The 22,935-nt window shown below is 71.4% G+C and carries 14 protein-coding genes and 1 riboswitch; of the genes, 10 read left to right on the forward strand and 4 right to left on the reverse strand.

Annotated elements, in window-relative coordinates; all coding sequences use genetic code 11:
- Positions 1-135, forward strand: a 135-nt coding sequence (locus VMR06_RS00645; protein WP_325372106.1) for a transposase, incomplete at its 5' end; no start/stop codon positions are given.
- 317 nt (positions 136-452) lie between these two features.
- On the opposite strand, the gene VMR06_RS00650 is transcribed toward VMR06_RS00645, so the two are convergent.
- The 3 genes from VMR06_RS00650 to gpmI all read right to left on the reverse strand — a co-directional run bounded on the left by VMR06_RS00650 (position 453) and on the right by gpmI (position 4,599).
- On the reverse strand, positions 453-1,781 hold the full coding sequence (locus VMR06_RS00650) for a S41 family peptidase (RefSeq protein ID WP_325371935.1): 1,329 nt from the start codon (positions 1,779-1,781) through the stop codon (positions 453-455).
- A gap of 134 nt (positions 1,782-1,915) precedes the next feature.
- Positions 1,916-3,070: a murein hydrolase activator EnvC family protein gene (locus VMR06_RS00655; RefSeq protein ID WP_325371937.1), complete on the reverse strand. Its 1,155-nt coding sequence runs from the start codon at positions 3,068-3,070 to the stop codon at positions 1,916-1,918.
- On the reverse strand, positions 3,070-4,599 hold the full coding sequence (gene gpmI, locus VMR06_RS00660; protein WP_325371939.1) for a 2,3-bisphosphoglycerate-independent phosphoglycerate mutase: 1,530 nt from the start codon (positions 4,597-4,599) through the stop codon (positions 3,070-3,072). Before gpmI ends, VMR06_RS00655 begins: the two co-directional genes overlap by 1 nt.
- 134 nt (positions 4,600-4,733) lie before the next feature.
- Between gpmI and VMR06_RS00665 the strand changes: the two genes are divergently transcribed.
- Positions 4,734-5,396 (forward strand): hypothetical protein, encoded by a 663-nt coding sequence (locus VMR06_RS00665; RefSeq protein WP_325371941.1) that lies wholly within the window; start codon positions 4,734-4,736, stop codon positions 5,394-5,396.
- A gap of 118 nt (positions 5,397-5,514) precedes the next feature.
- A complete protein-coding gene (locus VMR06_RS00670) occupies positions 5,515-5,712 on the forward strand; it encodes a hypothetical protein (protein WP_325371943.1) in 198 nt (65 codons plus the stop codon).
- Between the two features lie 19 nt (positions 5,713-5,731).
- Here VMR06_RS00670 and VMR06_RS00675 read toward each other — a convergent pair whose 3' ends face one another.
- The gene (locus VMR06_RS00675; RefSeq protein WP_325371945.1) at positions 5,732-6,961 is read right to left on the reverse strand and encodes a nucleoside recognition domain-containing protein; all 1,230 of its coding nucleotides are present in this window, start codon (positions 6,959-6,961) and stop codon (positions 5,732-5,734) included.
- A gap of 182 nt (positions 6,962-7,143) precedes the next feature.
- Between VMR06_RS00675 and VMR06_RS00680 the strand changes: the two genes are divergently transcribed.
- The 7 genes from VMR06_RS00680 to VMR06_RS00710 all read left to right on the forward strand — a co-directional run bounded on the left by VMR06_RS00680 (position 7,144) and on the right by VMR06_RS00710 (position 22,898).
- Positions 7,144-8,574 carry a hypothetical protein gene (locus VMR06_RS00680; RefSeq protein ID WP_325371947.1) on the forward strand — a complete coding sequence of 477 codons (1,431 nt, stop codon included), beginning with the start codon at positions 7,144-7,146 and terminating at the stop codon, positions 8,572-8,574.
- A gap of 263 nt (positions 8,575-8,837) precedes the next feature.
- Positions 8,838-9,029, forward strand: a riboswitch (cobalamin riboswitch).
- 199 nt (positions 9,030-9,228) lie between these two features.
- Complete coding sequence (locus tag VMR06_RS00685; RefSeq protein ID WP_325371949.1) at positions 9,229-11,718, forward strand: ribonucleoside-diphosphate reductase subunit alpha; 2,490 nt, start codon at positions 9,229-9,231, stop codon at positions 11,716-11,718.
- Positions 11,719-11,784: 66 nt separating this feature from the next.
- Positions 11,785-12,816, forward strand: coding sequence for a ribonucleotide-diphosphate reductase subunit beta (locus VMR06_RS00690; protein WP_325371951.1), 1,032 nt, complete (start codon positions 11,785-11,787; stop codon positions 12,814-12,816).
- Positions 12,817-13,177: 361 nt separating this feature from the next.
- On the forward strand, positions 13,178-14,194 hold the full coding sequence (locus VMR06_RS00695) for a bile acid:sodium symporter family protein (protein WP_325371953.1): 1,017 nt from the start codon (positions 13,178-13,180) through the stop codon (positions 14,192-14,194).
- Between the two features lie 42 nt (positions 14,195-14,236).
- The gene (locus VMR06_RS00700) at positions 14,237-16,675 is read left to right on the forward strand and encodes a winged helix-turn-helix domain-containing protein (RefSeq protein WP_325371955.1); all 2,439 of its coding nucleotides are present in this window, start codon (positions 14,237-14,239) and stop codon (positions 16,673-16,675) included.
- Positions 16,676-16,848: 173 nt separating this feature from the next.
- The gene (locus VMR06_RS00705; RefSeq protein WP_325371957.1) at positions 16,849-21,297 is read left to right on the forward strand and encodes a choice-of-anchor Q domain-containing protein; all 4,449 of its coding nucleotides are present in this window, start codon (positions 16,849-16,851) and stop codon (positions 21,295-21,297) included.
- A gap of 149 nt (positions 21,298-21,446) precedes the next feature.
- Positions 21,447-22,898 carry a phospholipase D family protein gene (locus tag VMR06_RS00710; protein WP_325371959.1) on the forward strand — a complete coding sequence of 484 codons (1,452 nt, stop codon included), beginning with the start codon at positions 21,447-21,449 and terminating at the stop codon, positions 22,896-22,898.
- Positions 22,899-22,935: the final 37 nt, after the last annotated feature.

Raw genomic sequence — 22,935 nt, forward strand, 5'->3', positions numbered from 1 at the left:
CACCCTCTCAACACCAGCGTCGTGGAAGGTATCAACAACACCATCAAGGTCATCAAGCGCCGCGCATACGGCTACCGGGACGAGGCCTACTTCTTCCTCAAGATCCGCGCCGCCTTCCCCGGTAATCCGCGATGAACCAAATAAAATGCCCCGAGGGCCAGGGGGAGCCCTCGGGGCGGGGGAAGACCGGACTTGGGGAGAATCCGACCTTCACAGGATCCACCCAGGGAGGAGGGGATCCGGGGGCGCCGTTGCGTGCACCCGGAAACTAAGACAGAGGCGACTGCAGAAAAGTTGCGAAGCGGCGCCGGAATGATTTATCGGGCATTCAGACTGCTACGAACGGTTTCGTAAACGCCTGTTTTGAAACGACCTGAAACCGGGCCGCGCCTGTCAGCGGCAGCGTCCGGGGTGCCCGATGCGGCGATCGCCAAGCTGGCTGCCCGCACACGCTAGCCCTTCTTTTCGGCCGGCGCCGGCCGGCGCTGCAGCGCCAGGCCCTTGAGCACGTTCAGCGCCTCGTTGAGCGCGTAGTCGGACTGGACTTCCTCGTCCTGTTCGACCGCCGGCAGGTCGATCGTCTCGTCGACGCCCTGCAGATGGTTGCGCAGGTCGCGCTCGCTGAGCATCGGCGTCGGCGGCGCATCGCGGCGCGTCAGCGCCAGATCCGACAGCGCGATGTCCGGCACGATGCCCTGGGCCTGGATCGAGACGCCGCTCGGCGTGTAGTAGCGTGCGGTCGTCAGCTTGATCGCGTGCTCGGCATCGAGCGGCAGGATCGTCTGCACCGAGCCCTTGCCGAACGTACGCCGGCCCATCAACAGCGCGCGGTGATTGTCCTTGAGCGCGCCGGCGACGATCTCGGCCGCCGAAGCCGAGCCGTTGTCGACCAGCACGACCAGCGGCGCGCCCGCGAGCTGGTCGCCCGGCGTCGCGCTGAACGAGAGCTCGGCCTCCTTGATGCGGCCGCGCGTCGTGACCACGACGCCGGCATCGAGAAAGATGTCGCTGACGTCGACCGCCGCCGACACCAGACCGCCCGGGTTGCTGCGCAGGTCGAGCACCGCGCCCTTGAGCGGCGCGCCGTTCTCGGTCTGCAGGCGGGTCAGGCGCTTGCGCAGGTCGTTGCCGGTCTCGGCCTGGAACTGGCTGATCCGCAAGTATGCGTAGCCGGGCTCGATCAGGCGGCCGCGCACGCTGGCGACGCGGATGATCTCGCGCTTGAGCGTGACGTCGACCGGCACGCTGTGGCCCTCGTGCAGGATGCTCAGCGTGATTTCGCTGCCGGGCTGGCCGCGCAGGCGGTCGATCGCTCCGGCCAGGTCGTCGGGCGAGAGGGGCTTGCCGTCGATGCGCAGGATCGTGTCGCCGGCCTTGATGCCGGCGCGCTCGGCCGGCGTGTCGTCGATCGGCGCGATCACGCGCAGCACGCCGTCCATCGGCACGACCTCGATGCCGAGGCCGGCGTAGCTGCCGGTGGTGTCCTCGTTGAGCTCCTCGATCTGCGCGCCGTCCAGATACTCGCTGTGCGGGTCGAGATCGGCCAGCAGGCCGCGGATCGCCGCCTGCATCAGGCGCTGGTCGGACACGTCCTCGACGTAGCCCTGCTTGACCAGGCTGAACACCGCGGTGAACGTGCGGATGTCCTCCAGACTCAGCGTGCTCTTGGGTGCCGCCGCGGCCGGCGGCGGGGCCGCTGACGCCGGTGCCGGCTCGTCGGCGCGGACGGCCGAGCAGGCAGTGGCCAGAGCGGCGGCCAACAGCAGGGATGACAGGCGCATGCGGCAGGTCCTTGCAATCAGTGACGGACGGGGATGGTAGCGCGTCCTTCGGCGGCGCCGCGTCGGCACGCATCCGGAACCCGCATCCGGTTCATGGACCGCGCGAAGGCGCCGCAGTTTCCGGCGAAGGCCGGTCAGCGCTTCAGCCAGACCTTCGGATCGATCGGCTTGCCCTTGTGGCGCAGCTCGAAATAGAGGCTGTCGACCGACTGGCCGCCGCTGACGCCGCTGCGCGCGACCGGCTCGCCGGACGCGACCCAGTCGCCGACGTCCTTGAGCAGCGCCTCGTTGTAGCCGTAGAGGCTCAGATAGTCCTCGCCATGATCGACGATCAGCAGCAAACCGTAGCCCTTGAACCAGTCGGCGAAGACGACCCGGCCGTGCGCGATCGCCTGCACCGGCGTCGATGCCGCCGCCGCGATGCGCCAGCCGGCGCTGCGGCGGCCCGACTCGTCGGTGGCGCCGAACCCGGTCAGCAGCTTGCCCTGCAGCGGCCAGGACAGACGGCCGCGCAGCGACGCAAACGCATCGGCGACGCCGAGCTGGCGCGGGATGTCGGCGAAGACGTCGCGCAGCTTCTCGATCAGGCCGAGCAGCGCACCCTCGTCCTTGCCGAGCGCGGCCAGCCGCGCCGTCTGCGTCTTCAGCGTCGCCTCGAGCGCGCCGAGCAGCTCGGCGCGCGTCGCGCGCTCGCCGGCCAGGCGCCGGTTCTCGGCTTCCTGGGCGGCCTGCGTAGCGTCGAGCTCGGCCTGATGCAGTTCGATCTGCCGCTGCACCTCGGCGAGCTGCTCCAGATCGGCGGTCAGCGCGTCGATGCGGCCGAGCCGCGCACGCTGGAAATAGCGGTGATAGGCGAGCACGCGCGCGATGCCGGCGACGTCGTCCTGCTGCAGCAGCAGCTTGAGCTCCTCGTGGCGGCCCAGCGCGTAGGCCGACCGCAGCAGCGCGGCCAGCGCCTCGCGCTGACGGCCGAGCGCGTCGGTCAGCTCGGCGCGACGGCGGTTCAGCGCGTCCAGCTCGCGCTGCTGCTCGCCGCGTCGCGTCTGGATCGCGACCAGCTCGCGCGCGACCGCGGCGATCGCCAGCTCCTGCTCGCGCAGGCCGCGCGTCGCGTCCTCGCGCTGGCCCTGGGTCGCGCGCTGGGCGTCGGTCAGCGTGCGGATTTCGGCGCGCACCTGCTCGAGCTGGCGGCGCGCCTTGGCCTCTTCGGCCGCACGCGTAGCCGCATCGTCCTGCGCCAGCGCATGCGCGCCGGCCAGCAGGGCGAGCAGCGCCAGCGCCCGGCGCATCAGGCGGCGAACGTGACCAGGCTGCGGCCGGTCATCTCGGCCGGCTGCGCCAGCCCCATCAGCGCCAGCACGGTCGGCGCCAGGTCGGCCAGCGAGCCGGGCGCGAGCGCGGCCGGCCGGCCGACGTAGACCAGCGGCACCGGGCCGACCGTATGCTGGGTGTGCGGCACGCCGTCGGCGTCGACCATCTGCTCGAGATTGCCGTGGTCGGCGCTGATCAGCATCTCGCCGCCGGCCGCGCGGATCGCCGCGACGATCCGGCCGATCGCCGCATCGACGACCTCGGCGGCCTCGATCGCGGCGGCCTCGACGCCGGTGTGGCCGACCATGTCCGGGTTGGCGATGTTGCAGACGATGAAGTCGAACCGGCCGCTGCCGATCGCCGCGACCAGCGCGTCGGTGACCGCCGGGCAACTCATCGCCGGCAGCAGATCGTAGGTCGCGACCTTCGGGCTCGGCACCAGGATGCGTTCCTCGCCGTCGAACGGCGCCTCGCGCCCGCCCGAGAAGAAGAACGTCACATGCGCGTATTTCTCGGTCTCGGCGATGCGCAGCTGGCGCAGGCCGAGCGCGGCCAGGTATTCGCCCAGCGAGCGCTCGGTCGACTGCGGCGGCCAGGCCACCGCGGTCACCGGCAGATCCGCCGCATACTGGGTCAGCGTCACGAACGCGGACAGCGCCGGCCGGCGCGCGCGCGCGAAGCCGTCGAAACCCGGCGCGACGAAGACCTCGGTCAGCTGGCGCGCGCGGTCGGCGCGGAAGTTCATGTAGACGATCGCGTCGCCGTCTTCGATCGGCACGCCGCCGTCGATCACCGTCGGCTGCACGAATTCGTCGCCCTCGCCGCGCGCATAGGCCGCCTGCAGCGCCGACAGCGCGTCGGGCGCATGCTGCGTCGAGCGCGCGTCGGCGATCGCCGCATAGGCGCGTTCGACGCGGTCCCAGCGGCGGTCGCGATCCATCGCGTAGTAGCGCCCGCTGACCGAGGCGATGCGCGCCTGGCCGACCCGGCGGCAGGTCTCCTCGAGCGCGCGCAGGCTCGGCTCGGCGCTCTGCGGCGGCATGTCGCGGCCGTCGAGGAATGCGTGCACGGCCACCCGCGCCACGCCCTGGCGGCGCGCCAGCTCGAGCAGCGCGAAGATGTGGTTCTCGTGGCTGTGCACGCCGCCCGGCGAGAGCAGGCCGAACACGTGCAGCGTGCCGCCGCTGGTCTTGACCGCCGCGCAGGCGCCGACCAGGGCCGCATTGCGGTCGAAGCTGCCATCGGCGATCGCCGCGTCGATGCGCGTCAGGTCCTGGTAGAGCACGCGCCCGGCGCCGATCGTCATGTGGCCGACCTCGGAATTGCCCATCTGCCCGTCCGGCAGGCCCACATGCAGGCCGTGCGTGTCGACCAGGGTATGCGGGCACTCGGCCAGCAACGCGCGCCAGTGCGGCAGGCGCGCCTGCGCGATCGCGTTGTGTTCGGTTTCTTCGCGATGGCCCCAGCCATCGAGAATCAGCAGCAGGACGGGTTTGGGTCGGGACACGGGCGCGGCGGATCCGGCGGGAGCAATCGCGTATGTTAGCGCGAACCCCGAGCGCCGGCCGGCTTCGGCGCGCCGTTAAACCCGGCCCGGCCCGGCCGCATCCGATGCGTCCGAACCCCTCAGGAGTACGCCCCATGTTGCGCACGATTGCCGTCACGATCGCCCTGCTGCTGTCCTGTCCCGTGCTGGCCGCCGACGGCGGCGACATCAGCAAGGTCAACGGGTCGGTCCGCGTCGAGGCGAACAAGACCGCCGGCGAGGTCAGCACCGTCAACGGCTCGATCCGCATCGAGGACGGTGCGCGGATCGAGTCCGCCGAGACCGTCAACGGTTCGATCACGCTGACCGTCGACACCGTCGCCGGCTCGCTGAGCACCGTCAACGGCTCGATCCAGGTCGGCGAGCGCAGCCGGATCACCGAGTCGGTCGAGGCCGTCAACGGTCGCATCCATCTCGACCGCGGCGCCGACGTCGGCGCTGCGGTCTCCAACGTCAACGGCGAGATCCGCCTGGACGGTGCGCGCATCGGCGGCGGCATCCGCACCGTCAGCGGCAACGTGATCGTCGGCGCCGATTCCCAGGTCACCGGCGGCGTGCTGATCGAGAAGCCGAGCGGCAGCTGGTTCAAGTCCGATACCTCGCGCAAGCCGCGCGTCGTGATCGGTCCGCGCGCGGTCGTCGACGGCACCCTCGAGTTCCGCCGCGAGGTCGACCTCTACGTCAGCGACAGCGCCCGGATCGGACCGGTCAAGGGCGCGACGCCGCAGCGCTTCAGCGGCGACCAGCCGGGCGAGTGACGGCCGCGAGCGGCTCGCGCCGGCGATTCGCGCCGGGCGGGCCGCTTGATCGGGCCGGCGCCATCCTCATGTTCCACCCCGCCGGCGCCCCGTGCCGGCGCCTCGAGAGAGCCATGCAATGCTGAGCTTCCTGATCTGGTTGCTGCTGCTGGTGGTGTGCTGGCCGCTGGCCCTGCTCGCCCTGGTGCTCTACCCGCTGATCTGGCTGCTGCTGTTGCCGTTCCGGCTGATCGGCTTCGCGGTCAACGGCGTCTTCGAGTTCCTGCGCAGCGTGCTGTTGCTGCCGGCGCGGATCCTGCGCGGCCGGCCGGTCTGAGCCGCATCGGGCCGCGCGTTCAGCCGAAGAACCAGTAGCAGACCGCGATCGAGACCAGCACGCCGGCCAGATCGGCCAGCAGCGCGCACCCGACCGCGTGTCGCGCGCGGCGCACGCCGACCGCGCCGAAGTAGACCGCCAGCACGTAGAAGGTGGTCTCGGTGCTGCCCTGCACGGTCGCCGCCAGCAAGGCCGGAAAGCTGTCGACGCCGTGGTGCTGCATCGTCTCGATCAGCAGCGCGCGCGTCGCGCTGCCCGAGAACGGCTTGACCAGCGCGGTCGGCAGCGCGTCGACGAAGCGCGTGTCGGCTCCGCTCGTCGTCGCGATCCAGCGGATGCCGTCCAGTGCCAGGTCGAGCAGGCCCGAGGCGCGCAGCACGCCGACCGCGCAGAGCATCGCGACCAGGTACGGCAGCAGGTCGCGCGCGACCTCGAAACCCTGGCGCGCGCCCTCGACGAAACTCTCGTAGACCGGCACGCGGCGCCACGCGCCGACGAGCAGGAATGCGACGATCACGCCGAACAGCACGAGATTGCCGAGCAGCGACGACAGCCCGGCCAGCGCCGCGGCCGACAGCGTCGACAGCACCGCGACGAAGCCGCCGAGCAGCAGCGCGCCGGCGCCGAAACAGGCCAGCAGCAGCGGATCCCAGAGCCTGAGCCGCTGCATCCAGGCGACGCCGAGCAGGCCGACCAGGGTCGATGCCGTCGTCGCCAGCAGGATCGGCAGGAACACCAGAGTCGGGTCGGCCGCCCCCTGCTGCGCGCGGTACATGAAGATCGACACCGGCAGCAGGGTCAGCGAGGAGGCGTTCAGAACCAGGAACAGGATCTGCGCGTTGGTCGCGGTATCCGGATGCGGATTGAGCGATTGCAGCTCGCGCATCGCACGCAGGCCGATCGGCGTCGCCGCGTTGTCGAGACCGAGCGCGTTGGCGGCGAAATTGAGCGTGATCAGGCCGACCGCCGGGTGATCGCGCGGCACCTCGGGCATCAGCCGCGCGAACACCGGGCCGAGCAGGCGCGCCAGCGCGGCGACCAGGCCGGCCTGCTCGGCGATGCGCAGAAAGCCCAGCCACAGCGTCAGCGTGCCGAACAGCAGCACCATGACCTCGACCGACAGCCGGGCCATCTCGAACAGGCTGGCCACCATCGCCGCGAACACGTCGGCCTCGCCGCCGATCAGCCAGCGCGCCAGTGCCGACAGCGCCGCCGCGAGGAAGAAGCCGAGCCAGAGCGTGTTGAGCATGGAGTCGCCGATCGTCGCCGGCGGCCAGCATAGCCGCATCGCCGGCCATGCCGCGACCGGGCGGCCGGCACGGCACCTGCCCGGATCACGCCGCCTCTGAGTGGATCGCACGCCCGAATCCGTCTGCTCGTATGCCGGCGCGACTTGCGCCGGCAGCGCCCATCCGTGTCGAGGAATCGAAGATGAAACGCCTGATCGTCGCCTGCCTGCTGGCCGGCCTGTCCGTTCCCCATGCCGAGGCCCGCGCCGGCCAGCCACCGCTGTTCCACGACTCGGCCATGCTCGCGCCGGGCGACTTCGACGTCCGCGTCGCCGGCGCGGTGCAGCGCGGCGACGGCAGCTCGGTCACGTTCGGCTCCAGGACCGACGCCAAGCTGACCGAAAGCCTCTACCTGATCGCGCGCGATGCAGGCGGCAAGCGTCTGGCCGCGCACGCGCTGCCGAGCAATGCCGGCCATCAGCAGATCGCGCAGTCGCTGATCGCGCTCGACGGCGGCGACGTCGTCGCCGCGAGCCTCGAGTTCGACGACTTCGCCGGTCCGTACCGGCTGTTCCTGACGCGTCTGGATGCGGGCCTGAACCCGGTCTGGAACATGCGCCTGAACCTGCCGCAGGCCTCGTTCGCCTCGGCCCGGCTCAAGGCGCCGGAAACCGGCGGCGGACCGCTGCGCGTGCTCGGCGAGGTGCAATACGCGATCGAGGGCGGCTTCGGCAACGGCGACGGCCTGCTCGCGACGGTCGATCCGGCCGACGGCAGCGTGCTGTCGGCACGCACGATCGGCACCGCCGAGCAGGAACGCACGGTCGACTGGCAGCGCGCCGAGGACGGCAGCGAGGTCGTGCTGCTGGAGACCGCGCGCCGGACCAGTCCGGTCAGCCTCGAGAGCGGCGATGCGCTGGTGCGGATCGGCGCGTCCGGCCAGATCCTCGCCTCGCGCGCGATCGGCCATCCGGCCAGTGCCGGCATCCGCGCCCGCGCACTGGACCTGCTGCCGCACCCCGACGGCGGCTGGGTGATCGCCGGCCGGCGCACCGCGTTCGGTCCCAACTTCTTCTATCTGCAGCGCGTCGCCGCCGATTTCGCGCCGGCGCCGCAGCGCACGCTGATCCCGTTCTTCAACGTGATCGCCAGCGCCGCCCACGGCGGCAGCTTCTGGCTCTACGGCGAGGCCAACGGCGAGGCGATGCATACCGGCACGGTGCTGATGCGCCTGGACGCCGACCTCGCGCTGCGCAGCCAGCGCCGCTATGCGACCGACAACATCGGCTTCCCGACCGGCGCGCTCGCGCTCGCCGGCGACCGCGCCCTGCTCGCGCTCGGCGCCAACCGCAGCGGCGATCAGGTGTTCGTGTTCGAGACCGCGCACCGGGTCGATCTCGACGCCGGAGGTGCCGGTCTGGTCTGCGACGAGTCGGCCTATGCCGGCTTCTCGACGGCGACCGACGTGCCGGGCGAGATCGCCGGCTGGACGCCGGTGCTCGCCGCCCTGCCGGACCTGGCGGCCAATCCGCTGCCATCGCTGGCCGAGCCGCTGAGCGCGGCCGGCGTGGGTCTGTGCCTGCTCGCCGAGGATGCGGTCTTCGCCGACGGCTTCGAGCTGCCGCTGCACTGAACCGCGGCGGCGCCGGCAAAGCCGCGCCGCCTCTGGCGCTCCGCGAAAAGCAAGAGGGCGCGACACAAAATAATCGGTTGACACACCCAGGCGACCACAATAGCTTGTGGTCGTCGGTGCCCGCAGGGCATGGCAGGGTTCGAGGGACACGCGTCTGCGGTGCCTCGATTCGAATCGCGCGGCCAGCCCGCGCAGGTCTCGGGGCCGTCCCTCGCCGATGCGGGGAATGGCGCGGCGGTCCGCTCAGACCGCCCCGGAGCCGCTCTCGATCCCCGCCAGGTCCCGCCGGCTTAATAGGGAATCCGGTGTGAAGCCGGAGCTGCCCCGCAGCGGTAGGTGGAAACGAAATCCGCGTTCTGCACTGGTCCGGTCGGACTGGGAAGCGGCGGAGACTAGGCGAGCCGCAAGGCTCCGGTCCACGAGCCCGAAGACCTGCCGACACGTCGGGTCGCCGTCGACGTCGTCGCGTCCGCTGAGACGCCGTTCGCCGATCGTCGGCTCCCGGCGCGGGTGACCACCTCCGCGGGGAGGCTGCGTCACGAGACGGCGCGCCCGATGGCGCGTCGTCGTCGTCGACGCCGTTCCTCCCCGGTGGTCGAACCGACCATGCCTGCGCGACGGAGCAGGTGGTCCGACAGATGACGGAGGAATTCCATGCAGCCCCTCGATATGCGCCCCGCGACCGCGGATGCCGATCCCGTTTCCGCGCCGGTGCTTGCGCCGAAGGCCGGCGGCCAGCGCCAGGATTTCGCGCTGACGCCGCCGCACAGCCCCGCGCAGATGCGCGTGACCAAGCGCAACGGCTCGACCGAAGCGGTCGACGTCAACAAGATCGTGCGCGCGGTGACGCGCACCGCCGAAGGCCTGCACGCGGTCGATCCGATGCGCGTGGCGCTCAAGACGATCGGCGGCCTCTACGACGGCGCCAGCACGCGCGAGCTCGACGAGCTGTCGATCCGCACCGCCGCCGCGCTGACCGCCGAAGAACCCGAATACGGCTTCCTCGCCGGCCGCCTGCTCGCCGGCTACATCGACAAGGAGGTCGCCGGCCAGGAGATCCAGTCGTTCTCGCAGTCGGTCGCGCGCGGCGTCGAGGTCGGCATCATCGATGCGGCCCTGCGTGATTTCGTCGCGCTGAACGCGCGCAAGCTCAACGACGCGATCGACCCGGCGGCGACGCGTCGCTTCGAGTACTTCGGCCTGCGCACCGTCTACGACCGCTACCTGCTGCGCCATCCACAGCTGCGCAAGGTGCTCGAGACGCCGCAGTACTTCTTCATGCGCATCGCCTGCGCGCTCGGCGGCGGCGACATCGGCGAGACGCTGGAGCTGTACCGGCTGATGTCCTCGCTCGAGTACATTCCAAGCTCGCCGACGCTGTTCAACGCCGGCACCGCGCACCAGCAGCTGTCCTCGTGCTTCCTGCTCGACTCCCCGGACGATTCGCTCGAGGGCATCTACGGCAAGTACGCCGACGTCGCCAAGCTCAGCAAGTTCGCCGGGGGGATCGGCCTGTCGTACTCGCGCGTGCGCTCGCGCGGCTCGCTGATCCGCGGCACCAACGGCCATTCCAACGGGCTGGTGCCGTGGCTCAAGACGCTCGACGCCTCGGTGGCCGCGGTCAACCAGGGCGGCAAGCGCAAGGGCGCGGCCTGCGTGTACCTGGAGACCTGGCACGCCGACATCGAGGAATTCCTCGAGCTGCGCGACAACACCGGCGACGAGGCGCGCCGCACGCACAACCTCAATCTCGCCAACTGGGTGCCCGACGAGTTCATGCGCCGCGTCGAACGCGACGCGGACTGGTCGCTGTTCGACCCGAAGATCGTCCCGCACTTCGTCGACAGCTGGGGCGAGGCGTTCGACCACGCCTACCGCCAGGCCGAGGCCGACGGCCTGGCCGTCAAGACGATCAAGGCGCGCGAGCTCTATGCGCGCATGCTGCGCACGCTGGCGCAGACCGGCAACGGCTGGATGACGTTCAAAGACCGCAGCAACGCGACCTGCAACCAGACCGCGCTGACGCAGAACGTGGTCCACCTGTCGAACCTGTGCACCGAGATCCTCGAGGTCACCTCCGGCGGCGAGACCGCGGTGTGCAATCTCGGCTCGATCAACCTGGCGCGGCACGTCGCCGACGGCGGCTTCGACTTCGACAAGCTCGCCGCGACCGTGCGCACCGCGGTGCGCCAGCTCGACCGCGTCATCGACATCAACTTCTACCCGATCGACACCGCGGCCACGGCCAACCGCAAGTGGCGACCGGTCGGCCTCGGCGTGATGGGCCTGCAGGACGTGTTATTCCAGCTGCGTCTGCCGTTCGACTCGCCCGAGGCACTCGCGCTGTCGTCGCGGATCGCCGAGGAGATCTACTACAACGCGCTGCTCAGCTCCTCGGAACTGGCCGCCGAGTTCGGCCGCCATCCCGGTTTCGACGAGACCCGCGCGGCGCGCGGCGAGCTGCAGTTTGACTACTGGCCGCAGGCGCGCCCGACGATCCCGGCCGAGCGCTGGAACGATCTGCGCGAGCGGATCGGCACGCAGGGCCTGCGCAACTCGCTGCTGATCGCGATCGCGCCGACCGCGACGATCGCCTCGATCGCCGGCTGCTACGAGTGCATCGAGCCGCAGGTGTCGAACCTGTTCAAGCGCGAGACGCTGTCGGGCGACTTCCTCGTCGTCAACCGCTATCTGGTCGAGGAGCTCAAGTCGCTGGGCCTGTGGACCGACGCGATCCGCGACGCGATCAAGCTCGCCGAAGGCTCGATCCAGGGCATCGCGGCGATTCCCGAGCCGCTGCGGCAGATCTACCGCACGGTCTGGGAGCTGCCGCAGAAGGCCTTGATCGATCTGGCCGCCGCGCGCGGCGCCTACATCGACCAGAGCCAGTCGCTGAACCTGTTCCAGGAAAACCCGAACATCGGCCGCCTGTCCTCGATGTACATGTACGCCTGGAAGGCCGGCGTGAAGACCACCTACTACCTGCGCTCGCGTCCGGCGACGCGGATCGCCAAGACCACGGTCGGCGCCACGGCGGCCGAGCCGGTTGCGGCGCCGTTGCAGCCGGCCGCCGACCCGGCAGCGGCGACGCAGGCGGTGTTCTGCTCGCTCGAGAACCCCGAGTACTGCGAGGCCTGCCAGTAGCGCCTGCCCGCCCCGCGCCCGCTGCATTCGCGGCGGGCGCGTTCCTCCTTCGACCTGCGAGCGCCCATGTCCGCCCAGCCACCGCTACCAAGATCCCACCACCTGCTCGACCCCGGCTTCGAACTGACGCTGCGGCCGATGCGCTATCCCGAGTTCTACGAGATGTACCGCGCGGCGATCCGCAACACCTGGACCGTCGAGGAGGTCGACTTCTCGATCGACGTGACCGACCTGCGCTCGCGCATGTCGGCCGCCGACCGCCATCTGATCCACCGTCTCGTTGCGTTCTTCGCGACCGGCGATTCGATCGTCTCCAACAACCTGGTCCTCAATCTCTACAAGCACCTCAATTCGCCCGAGGCGCGCATGTACCTGTCGCGGCAGCTCTACGAGGAAGCGCTGCACGTGCAGTTCTACCTGACCCTGCTCGACACCTACATGCCCGATCCGGACGCGCGCGTGCAGGCGTTCGCGGCGGTCGAGAACATCCCGTCGATCCGCAAGAAGGCCGAGTTCTGCTTCAAGTGGATCGACTCGATCCAGCACCTGGACCGCATCGAGACGCGCGAGCAGCGCCGCGAGTTTCTGCTCAACCAGATCTGCTTCGCGGCCTGCATCGAGGGCCTGTTCTTCTTCGCGGCGTTCGCCTACGTGTACTTCTTCCGCTCGCGTGGCCTGCTGCCGGGCCTGGCCTCGGGCACCAACTGGGTGTTCCGCGACGAGAGCTGCCACATGGCGTTCGCGTTCGAGGCGATCCGCACCGTGCGCAGCGAGGAGCCGGAGCTGTTCGACGCGCAGATGCAGAGCCAGGTCTACGAAATGCTGGCCGAGGCGATCGACTGCGAGACGCAGTTCGCCGAGGACGTGCTGGCCGGCGGCGTTGCCGGCATCTCCACGCGCGACATGCGCCAGTACCTGGAGTACTGCGCCGATCAGCACTTCGTGAAGCTCGGCATGGCCAAGCGCTACGGCGTCAAGAACCCGCTGCCGTTCATGGAGCTGCAGGACGTGCAGGAGCTGACCAACTTCTTCGAGCGCCGCGTATCGGCCTATCAGGTCGGCGTGCAGGGCGAGGTCGGGTTCGACGAGGCGTTCTGAGCATCGCGCCGGCGCAGCCGCCGGTGCCTCGGCATCGGTGGCCCGCGGTGCGCCGGCTGCGGCCGATGCCGGCACGACGGCCGGCCGGATCGGTCCGGCGAGGCCACCGATCGAGCGAGGATCGGACGCATCCGGTACCGCTGATCGATCGCCGCCGCACGCCACCGCTCGCTAGGCCGGCGCCCGGCGCCTGGTGTACCGTGCGGCCGATGCATCGCCGCCGTTCCCTGCCCGCGTTCGCAGCGCCCCGATACGCGATCGACCGGTACCGCTCGACGAGGCGCGCCGCACGCGCGCATGACGCGACATGTCCGCGCGCACGGCGCATTCGATCGCGCGGCGAGGCGGAATCCGGACCGCGATGAAGACGCTGCGCAGCCTGCTCGACGGCTTCACGCTGGCGCTGATCGGCACCGTCGTGCTGGCCTCGCTGTGGCCGTGCGAGGGCGCGGCCGCGGTGTTCTTCGACCGGCTGACGGTCGCCGGCATCGCGCTGCTGTTCTTCCTGCACGGCGCACGCCTCTCGCGCGAGGCGATCGTCGCCGGCCTGCTGCACTGGCGCCTGCATCTGGTCGTGCTGGCGGCGACCTTCGTCGTGTTTCCGCTGGTCGGCCTCGCGTTCCGGCCGCTGGCCGGCGCCGTGCTGCCGGCCGGACTGGTGTTCGGCCTGATGTACCTGTGCTGCCTGCCGTCGACCGTGCAGTCCTCGATCGCGTTCACCGCGATCGCACGCGGTAACGTGCCGGCCGCGGTCTGCAGCGCGTCGGCGTCGAACCTGCTCGGCGTGTTCGCGACGCCGCTGCTGGTCGCGCTGCTGCTCGGCACGCCCGGCGGCGACGGCGACAGCGGCTCGCCGCTCGAGGCGATCGGCGACATCGTCTTGCAGCTGCTGGTGCCGTTCGTCGCCGGCCACCTGCTGCGGCCCTGGGTCGGCCGGTTCGTCGAGCGCCATCGCCGCGTGCTCGGCCAGACCGATCGCGGCACCGTGCTGCTGGTCGTCTACGTAGCCTTCAGCGAATCGGTCGTCGAGGGCCTCTGGCATCACGTGCCGCCGCCGGCGCTGGCGATCCTCGCGGCCTGCGTGCTGGCGCTGCTGACGCTGATGCTGGTCCTGACCACGCTCGGCAGCCGCGCGCTCGGCTTCTCGAAGGAGGACGAGATCACGATCGTCTTCTGCGGCACCAAGAAGAGCCTCGCCACCGGCGTGCCGATGGCCAAGATCCTGTTCGCCGGCAATCCCGCGCTCGGCATGATCGTGCTGCCGATCATGCTGTTCCACCAGGTGCAGCTGATGGCCTGCGCCTGGCTCGCGCAGCGCTATGCGCGCCGGCCGGCGGATGCCGCGCAGACCGCCGCGTCCGGCGACGCGACGCGCTGAGCCGATCGCCCGGCGGCATTCGCGGCGGCTACACTGCCGACGATGTCCGCCGCCCGTCCTGCCCTGCGCTTCGGCGCCTACCGCATCGATCCGGCCGCACGCGAACTGCATCGCGGCGGCCGGCTGCTGGTGCTTTCGCCGCGCATGTTCGACTGCCTGGCCTGGCTGCTCGAGCACCGCGACCGCGCGGTCGGGCGCGACGAACTGAGCGCCGCCGTGTGGGGCCGTGCCGACGTCACCGACACCCAGATCGACCAGTTGATCCGCAAGGTCCGCCGCGTCGTCGGCGACAGCGGCAGCGACCAGGAGGTCATCCGTACGATTCCGCGCTACGGCTATCGCTGGGTCGCCGACGTGCATCCCGAACCGCCCGGCCCGGCACCGTTCGCCGAGCCGGCACACATGCCGGCGCCGGCTGCCCGCTCCCGCGTGCGGCGCGGCCTCGGGCCAATGGCCGCTGCGACCTGCATCGCGCTGGCCGTCGGAGCCGCCGCGCTGCCGCTGTGGCGCGGCATTTCGACCCCGACGCCGATGCCCGCGATCGTCGACGCGGCGCAGCCATCGCGGCCGGAGGCCGTCGCGGTGCTGCCGATCGGGCTCGACGTCTCCATCGACGGCGAGTGGCGCTGGCTGCGGCTGGGACTGATGGATCTGATCGGCGACCGGCTGCGTCAGGCCGGCTTGCCCGTGGTCCCGGCCGACAACGTGCTGGCGATGCTGCGCGAGGGGCAGCCCGATCTCGACGCATCCGCCGTGCAGGCGGCGACCGGCGCCCGTTACGTCGTCGCGCCGGCACTGCGCCGGATCGCCGGCGGCTGGCGCGTCCATCTGGAACTGATCGACGCGCGCGGCCCGACGCGCGAGGCGGAGGCCCATGCCGACGACGCCGCGATCGGCGCACGCGCCGCGGCCGATCGTCTGCTGGTGATGCTCGGCCGCGCCCCGGAGACGGACGAAACGGCTGCGCCGAAACGGGAAGACGTGCTGATCTCGCGCATCGACGCGGCGATCTACGGGCGCGACTACGCGAGCGCGCGCGATCTGATGCTGGGCGCACCGCCTGCTTTGCAGGATGCTGCCCGGCTGCGCCTGCGGCTTGCCGAGGTCGAGCGGGTCGAAGGCCATCTCGAACAAGCCCAGGCGCTGTTCCAGACGGTGCTCGACGGCCACGCACGCAGGCCGCTCGACGTGTGGACGCACGCCGACGCCCTGCACGGCCTGGTCGTCGTCGCCAGCCAGACCAACCGGCCCCAGGTGGCGATCGAGCGTCTCGGCGAGATGATCGACCTGGCGCGCCACCACGAGGTGCCGCTGATCTACGGCCGCGCACTGACCAGCCGCGCCGCGCTGTACACGATGCAGCGCCAGGACCGCGAGGCCGACGACGACTTCGCGCAGGCGCGCATCGCCCTGGAGATGGCTGCCGATACCCTGGGCGTGGCGCGCCTGGAGGCCAACCAGGCCGCGCAGATGATCCTGCGCCGCCGCTACGTCGAAGCCGGTACGCTGCTGGACCGGGCGATTCCCCGTCTGGAACGCTTCGCGCCGAGCGAGTCCCTGCTCACCGCACTGGGCAATCGGATCCACATGCATCTGGTCCTGCTCGAGCCGGCTCGGGCGCTGGCCCTCGCCGAGCACGCGCAGACGCAGGCGGCACGCCTGGACAACCCGCGCGCCCGCCAGATCCTGACGCGCCACGTGGCGCGGGCGCTGCTGGCCAACGGACGCCACGCCGAGGCAGGCCGGGTACTCGCCGCGCTGATCGGCGAGATCGACGCGGACCGCGCGCCGGATCTGTACGCCGGCGTCCGCGTCGCCCAGGCGCAGCTCGCCCTGGCGACCGGCCAGCCGGCACTCGCCGCCGAGCACGCCGACCAGGCGCTGTCGCGTCTCGCCGCCCCGCAACTGGCCGGACCGATGCCGGCGCGCACGCGAGCCGCCGCCTGGCTGGTACGCACGCGCGCGCTGCGCAGCCAGGGCGATCGCACCGGTTCGGCGGCCGAACAGGCGCGGTTCTCGGCCTGGGCGTCCGGAGCCCAGGACGCCACCATCGGCGTCGCCGCCGGTCTCGCCCTGGCCGAACAAGCCGCGGCGGCCGGGCGACCGGAAGCGTTCGAGGACTTCGAGACGGCGCTGCTGCTGGCGGGCCAGCGCGCGACGCCGGCGGATACCGTCCAGGTCGCGGCCGCCTATGGGGAATGGCTGCTCGAGGCCGGCCGGCTCGACGACGCGGCGCGCGTGATCGGTCAGACCGCAGGCTGGGCCGATCGTGATTTCGACTGCGCGCTGCTGCAGGCGCGGCTGTACCACGCGCTCGGCCAGCGCGGTCCCTGGCGCCAGGCCCTGATGCAGGCACACGCGTTGGCCGGCGAGCGCGCGATCCCGCCGGCTTTGGCCACCACGCCGCCGGATGCAGGGAGCGCCCCCGGCTGGCCGGGCAGCGCGGGCGCGACCGCGCAGGCGCACGCAGCGCGCCTCTGAGCATGCCGTACCGCGCAGCGCCTGCTCGCCGCATCAAGGACTTGTCGGCGCCGGCTAGGCGGCGGAAAGGCACGGCCCAGACGCACGCAGGCCGGCGCCGCTAGATTCGGGGAGTCCTGCGGCAGGCCGATCGGCCCGTGCCGCGGCATCCCCTTCTGACGAGACCGCCACCGATGAGACCGTTCCGATTCGCCTCTGTGCCGTTCCGTATCCTGGTCGCGGTCGCGCTCGCCGCGGCGGCACCGGCCCTGATCGCCGCGACGCTGCCGGTCGGCCACTGTCTGGACGACGGCAGCGCCGACAGCCTGCGCGGTGTCCTGGCCGTCGCCGAGAGCGGCGACCTGGTCGACCTGCGCAATCTGACGTGCACGTCGATCACCCTCGACCAGGGGCCGCTCGAGCTCGGCAGCCTGGAGGACGTCGGTCCGGACGCGCCGCCGTTCGACCTGACCCTGGCCGGTCCCGGGCCGGACCGTCTCGCGATCCGCGGCACCGACGAGGACTATCTGATCTTCGCGCTGCACTACACCGGCACGCTGACGCTGGAAGGGCTCAGCCTCAGCGATGGGCGGTCGCCGCCGAGCAACCTGCTCGGCGCACCCGGCGTCGGCGGCTGCGTGTTCGCGATCCAGAGCGTCACGCTGCGCAACGTGGAAGTGCACCGCTGCACGGCCCAGTACGGCTCCGGCGTGTTGAGCTACCTCGGCGACCTGATCGTCGAGGACAGCCGCATCCACGACAACAACGGCGAACTCTACGCAGCCAGCGGCCAAGTCGCCGGCGCGGGCCTGATGGCGATGCAGGGGCACAGCCAGGGCCGCGGCTTCGTGCATCTGCTGCGCACCGAGGTCTACGCCAATACCGCCAGCGGAACGGCCGTACTCGGCGCCGGCGTGTTCGCCCACAACAGCCTGAGCCTCACCGACAGCGTGCTGCGCGACAACCGGGCCATCAGTCCGGGCGGGCAAGGCGCACAGGGCGGCGGTGCCCTGGCGAACCTGGACATCACGATCACGCGCAGCCGGATTCATGGCAACAGCGTCTCCGGCGGCAGCGTCGGCATGGGCGGCGCGCTGTTCGGTAGCGGGACGCTCACGCTGACCGACAGCGCCGTCTACGACAACCGCGCGGCCGGATCGAATCAGGTCTTCGGCGGCGCCGTCCACGTCTCCAATGCGGCCGCCGGCGCGGCGCCGTCGCGGATCGTCAACAGCACGGTCAGCGGCAACCGTGCCGAGTTCGACTTCGGCGGCGGCTCGTCCGAAGCGCTCTCACTCGACCTGCTGCACGACGGTCCGCTGCGCGCAGGCTTCGCCGCGGTTGAAGTGCCCGCCGGCCTGCCGCCGGCCGGCGGCGGCGGCCTGTCGCTGTGGGCGCCGGTCGAAATCGACCATGCCACGATCGCGTTCAACCAGAGCAGCGGCTCCGGCGGCGGCATCCTGCACATTGCCCGCTTCAGCACCTACACGGTGGCGCTGAACGATTCGATCGTCGCGGCCAACCAGGCGCCAGCCGGGCGCGACATCGCCGGCGCCGAGCAGGCCACGCTGCCGAGCGTGGTCACCGGCAGCCGCAACATCGTGCGCAGCAGCGGGCCCACCGTGACGCTGCCGGCCGATACGCTCGACGCCGACCCGAGGCTGCTGCCGCTGGCCGACAACGGCGGCCCGACGCCGACGCACGAGCTGCGCTTCGACAGCCCCGCACGCGACGCCGGCGGCAATCCGGCCGGCCTGGCTTTCGACCAGCGCGGCCCGGGCTTCCCGCGCGAGCTCGGTGGCGCCGCCGACATCGGCGCCTACGAGCTGGACGTCGAGACGACACGCTATGTCGTCACCGTCTCGACCACCGCCGGCGGCACGGTCGACCCGTCCGCGCCGCAATCGATCGTGCCGGGCGAGTCGGCCGTGCTGACACTGACCCCGGATGCCGGCTTCCAGGTGCTGGCGGTGGGCGGCAGCTGCGGCGGCACGCGCCAGGGCGCCGTCTACACCACGGCGCCGGTCGTCGCCGACTGCACGGTGGAAGTCAGTTTCATCGACACCGCGATGATGCCGGTGGCCCAGGTGGCGCCCGGCGAACTCGATCTCACGCTCGGCCAGGGCAGCAGCACCGGCTCGGCATTGTCGATCGCCAATGTCGGCACCGGCAGCCTCGACTGGACGATCCACGCCAGTACCGCACCGGGCGCGCAGCCGCCGCCGGCTCCGCGCCCCGCGTCGGCCACCGCACGGCTCGGCAGCGGCCCGCCGGCGACGACGGCAGCGCGGCCCGCGCTGCCGCGCGGCTCGCTGGCGCTGTCGCAGACCAGCGAGCTGACGCCGTCGCCGCAGAACTCGGCGGCCTGCTACGAACCGGATCTCTACACCACCGAGAATCGCTACTTCCGGCGCTTCTACCTGCACGAGCACGACGTCGGCCCCGCGCTGGCGATCGAAAGCGTCGACGTCGGCGTCGAATCGAGCACCGGGCTCGAACTGACGGTGAACCTTTACACGCTGCCGGCCGACACCGCGCCGGAGACGATACCGCTGGAAGGACTCGTGCCGATCGGCAGCGGCCGCGTCTATGCACTCGGCGGCAGCGCGCTGACGACGGTGCGCGTGCCGATCGCGGCGATCGTCGCCGACACCGCCGTCCACGACCTGATCGTCGAAGTGGTAGCGCCGAGCGGCGTCGACAGCGGCGCGTTCTTCTACATCGGCTCGACGCCGTCGCCGGAAACGCATGCGAGCTTCATGATGGCACCCGAATGCAACATCGACGAACCGACCCGCACCGCCGGCCTCGGCTTCCCGAACATGCATCTGATCCTGGTCGTCAACGTCGACGAGGAAGCGCCGCTGCTGCCCGGCTGCGACAATCCGGCCGACATCCCCTGGCTCAGCGTAACGCCGGCGGCCGGCAGCGTGGCCGCCGGACAGACCGGCACGGCGACGGTCGGCGTGGACGCCGCGGAGCTGGCGATCGGCGAGTATTCGGCCGTGGTCTGCGTCGCCAGCAACGACGTGGCCGGCCGGCCGCTGATCGAGGTGCCGATCCACGTCACGGTGACCGAACGCACCGATGTTCCGGTAGCCGACGTGACGCCGGCCAGCTTCACGTTCGAGGCCGTCGAGGGCACCACGATCGACGAGGCGATCCTGGTCGGCAACATCGGCACCGCGCCGCTGACGTTCCAGGTCCACACCGCTGCCGGCCGTCCGCGGCCGGCGCTCGCCGGCGCCAAGAGCGACGCCCCCGTACCCGGCGAACTGCACGCCAGCGGACTGCCTGCCGCCACCGCCGCCGCTCCGGTCGCCGGCGCTGCGCCGGCCGGCAGCATACCGATCGCGCAGACCACCGACCTGCTGCCGGCCGCGTCCAACTCGATCGCCTGCGGCCTGTCCGGCGCGTACACCGCCGTCAACAGCTACTACCGGCGCTTCACGTTCACCGACCATCCGCAGATCGGCGCCTACGGCGAGGTCGTCAGCGTCGACGTCGCCGTCGAGGCGAGCAACGGCATGACGATCGCCGTCAACCTCTACACGCTGCCGTCCGGCGTGCCGGCGGGCACGATCCCGCTCGGCCAGCTGGCGCTGATCGGCAGCGCACAGGCCGACGTCGCGGCCGGCAGCGCGCTGACGTCGATCTCCGTACCGGTGACCGGCACGGTCGCCGACACCGCCGCGAGCGACCTGGTGGTCGAGGTCGCCACGCCCGACGGCAGTGCCGATGAACACTACTTCTACGTCGGCTCCACGCCATCGCCGCAGTCGCGACCCAGCTTCATGATGGCGCCGAACTGCGGCATCACGCAGCCGGCGACGACCGCCAGCCTCGGCCGGCCGGACATGCACCTGATCCTGGTCGTGCACATGGTTCCGGAACCGGTCGAGCCGCTGGCCTGCGACGATCCGGCGACGATCCCCTGGCTCGCGCTGGACAGCGCCGGCGGCAGCGTCGCGCCGCAGGACGTGCAGCCGGTCGCGCTCGGCGTGGAGACCACCGGCCTGGCGCCGGGCGAGCACCGCGCGCGGCTCTGTCTGACGACCGACGATCCACTGCAGCCGCGGATCGAGATTCCCGTGCGGCTGGCGATCACCGCCACCGACTGCGTCTTCGGCTACGACTTCGAGACTGGCGAGAACCGCTGCGCGGGCGGGACCGCGCCGCCCGTATCGCTGGTGCATTCCGGCCCGCTCGAGCGGACCATCGCGAAGACGCATGCCGGCACCTCGGTCGACTGGCTCACCGGCACGATCCTCGATGCCCAGCGCGACGATTTCGCATTCAACGCGTACTTCGACGGGCAGCGCATCGCGTTCTGGTGGCCGCGCGCGGCGGCCGGCGGCGTCGACGCCGGCATCGCCCCGCATCCGGCCAGCGGCGAGTACCGCATCCTGCGGCGTGGCGACCGGGTCGGTCCGGCGGCGACGTTCTCGGCGGTCTCGGCGCCGGGCAGCGTCGGTTGGGGCGCCGGTGCCGAGGGCTATCTCGGTCTGCGCCTGGCCTGCGCCGCACCGGGCGGCGTCTGCTACGGCTACGTGCACCTGCGCACCGGCACCGACGGCGGCTTCCCGGCCTCGATCGTCGACTACGCCTACGATCCGACCGGCCGCCCGGTACGCATCCCGTGAGCGCCTAGCGCATCCGGCTCCGCGCGCCCGCCGTCGCCGACGGCGGGACGCGCCGGCCTGACCGGACGGCAGGGCCAGAGTCCCGTCACGCGCCGGCCTGCTAGAGTTGATAGCACCTGCCGACCGGCGCCGACGCGCGAAATCAGCCTATGCCCGTCGCGCTGCGCCGCTTCCCGTTGCGGCTCGTGTTCGCCGCCGTGCTGCTGGCCTGGGCCGTTTCGGCGACCTATCAGATCGCCAAGTCGCCGCCGCCCGGCGTCTCGACGGCCGGCCCGCCGCGCGCGGCGAGCGACGTGCGCTTCCTGGCCGACTGGACCTACCTCGACACGCTCGGCGTGCGCCGCAGCGAGCAGACGATCTTCGACGAGGTCTTCGCGCTGATCGCGCAGGCCGAGCGCCTGGTCGTCCTCGACATGTTCCTGTTCAATGCCTATACCGGCCGTGCCGGTCCCGGTCTGCGGCCGCTCAGTGCCGAGCTGACCGAGGCGCTGATCCGGCGCAAGCGCGAGGTACCGGGATTGCGCGCGATCGTCATCACCGACCCGGTCAACACGGTCTACGGCGGCCTGGCCGCGCCGCATCTGGCGGCGCTCGAAGCGGCCGGCATCGACGTCGTGACGACCGACCTGCGCCGCCTGCGCGCGTCCAATCCGCTCTGGAGCGGCCTGTGGCACCTGTGCTGTGCACGGCTCGGCAACGATCCGGACGGCGGCTGGCTGCCCAATCCGTTCGGTGCCGGCAAGGTCAGTCTGCGCAGCTATCTGGCCCTGCTGAACTTCCGCGCCAACCACCGCAAGACGATCGTCGCCGATGCCGGCGAAGGCTGGGCCGCGCTGGTCACCTCGGCCAATCCGCACGATGGCTCGAGCGCGCACGGCAACGTCGCGCTGCGCTTCGGCGGCGCAGCCGCGCTCGACCTGCTGCAGAGCGAGCGGCCGCTGATCGAGGATGCCGGGCTGTCGCTGGCGCTTCCGGCGGCGCCGTCCGCGCCGGCCGTTGCCGAAGCGCCCGGCGGCCTGCGCGTGCAGGTGCTGACCGAGCGGCGCATCCGCGATGCCCTGCTCGAACGCGTCCAGACCGCCGCGGCCGGCGACCGCATCGACGTGGCGGTGTTCTATCTGTCGCACCGGCCGCTGCTGCGCGCCCTGCTGGCTGCGCAGCGGCGCGGCGTCGCCCTGCGCGTGCTGCTCGATCCGAACCGCGATGCGTTCGGCCGCGAGAAGAACGGCATCCCGAACCGGCCGGCCGCGGCCGAGCTGCACGCCGCCGGCCTTCCGGTGCGCTGGTGCGATACGCACGGCGAGCAATGCCATGCCAAGCTGCTGCTGTACGTCGGCGCCGCCGGCGAGGCCGAGCTGATTCTCGGCTCGGCCAACTACACGCGGCGCAATCTGGACGGCTTCAATCTGGAGACCAACGTGCGCCTGCTCGGCTCGGCCGCCGATCCGGCGCTGGCCGAGGCCGCGGCCTATTTCGAGGACAGCTGGACCAATGCCGGCGGACGCCGCATCAGCCTGCCTTATGAGGCCTATGCCGACGAGTCGGCCTGGAGCGCATGGCGGTACCGCTTCGGCGAGGCGAGCGGGTTGTCGACGTACTGACTGGCCACCATCCGGCCAGCGGACGCCGCCGCGGCCC

The sequence above is a fragment of the Dokdonella sp. genome (assembly GCF_035511235.1).
Taxonomy (GTDB): Bacteria; Pseudomonadota; Gammaproteobacteria; order Xanthomonadales; family Rhodanobacteraceae; genus Dokdonella.

Excerpts from the sequence above, each read along its gene's own strand:
- VMR06_RS00670 (WP_325371943.1), top strand. The coding sequence starts at position 5,515 with ATGCTGAGCTTCCTGATCTGGTTGCTGCTGCTGGTGGTGTGCTGGCCG.
- VMR06_RS00665 (WP_325371941.1), top strand. The coding sequence starts at position 4,734 with ATGTTGCGCACGATTGCCGTCACGATCGCCCTGCTGCTGTCCTGTCCC.
- VMR06_RS00705 (WP_325371957.1), top strand. The coding sequence starts at position 16,849 with ATGAGACCGTTCCGATTCGCCTCTGTGCCGTTCCGTATCCTGGTCGCG.
- VMR06_RS00675 (WP_325371945.1), bottom strand. The coding sequence starts at position 6,961 with ATGCTCAACACGCTCTGGCTCGGCTTCTTCCTCGCGGCGGCGCTGTCG.
- VMR06_RS00685 (WP_325371949.1), top strand. The coding sequence starts at position 9,229 with ATGCAGCCCCTCGATATGCGCCCCGCGACCGCGGATGCCGATCCCGTT.
- VMR06_RS00710 (WP_325371959.1), top strand. The coding sequence starts at position 21,447 with ATGCCCGTCGCGCTGCGCCGCTTCCCGTTGCGGCTCGTGTTCGCCGCC.
- VMR06_RS00690 (WP_325371951.1), top strand. The coding sequence starts at position 11,785 with ATGTCCGCCCAGCCACCGCTACCAAGATCCCACCACCTGCTCGACCCC.
- VMR06_RS00650 (WP_325371935.1), bottom strand. The coding sequence starts at position 1,781 with ATGCGCCTGTCATCCCTGCTGTTGGCCGCCGCTCTGGCCACTGCCTGC.
- VMR06_RS00700 (WP_325371955.1), top strand. The coding sequence starts at position 14,237 with ATGTCCGCCGCCCGTCCTGCCCTGCGCTTCGGCGCCTACCGCATCGAT.
- VMR06_RS00655 (WP_325371937.1), bottom strand. The coding sequence starts at position 3,070 with ATGCGCCGGGCGCTGGCGCTGCTCGCCCTGCTGGCCGGCGCGCATGCG.
- VMR06_RS00695 (WP_325371953.1), top strand. The coding sequence starts at position 13,178 with ATGAAGACGCTGCGCAGCCTGCTCGACGGCTTCACGCTGGCGCTGATC.
- VMR06_RS00680 (WP_325371947.1), top strand. The coding sequence starts at position 7,144 with ATGAAACGCCTGATCGTCGCCTGCCTGCTGGCCGGCCTGTCCGTTCCC.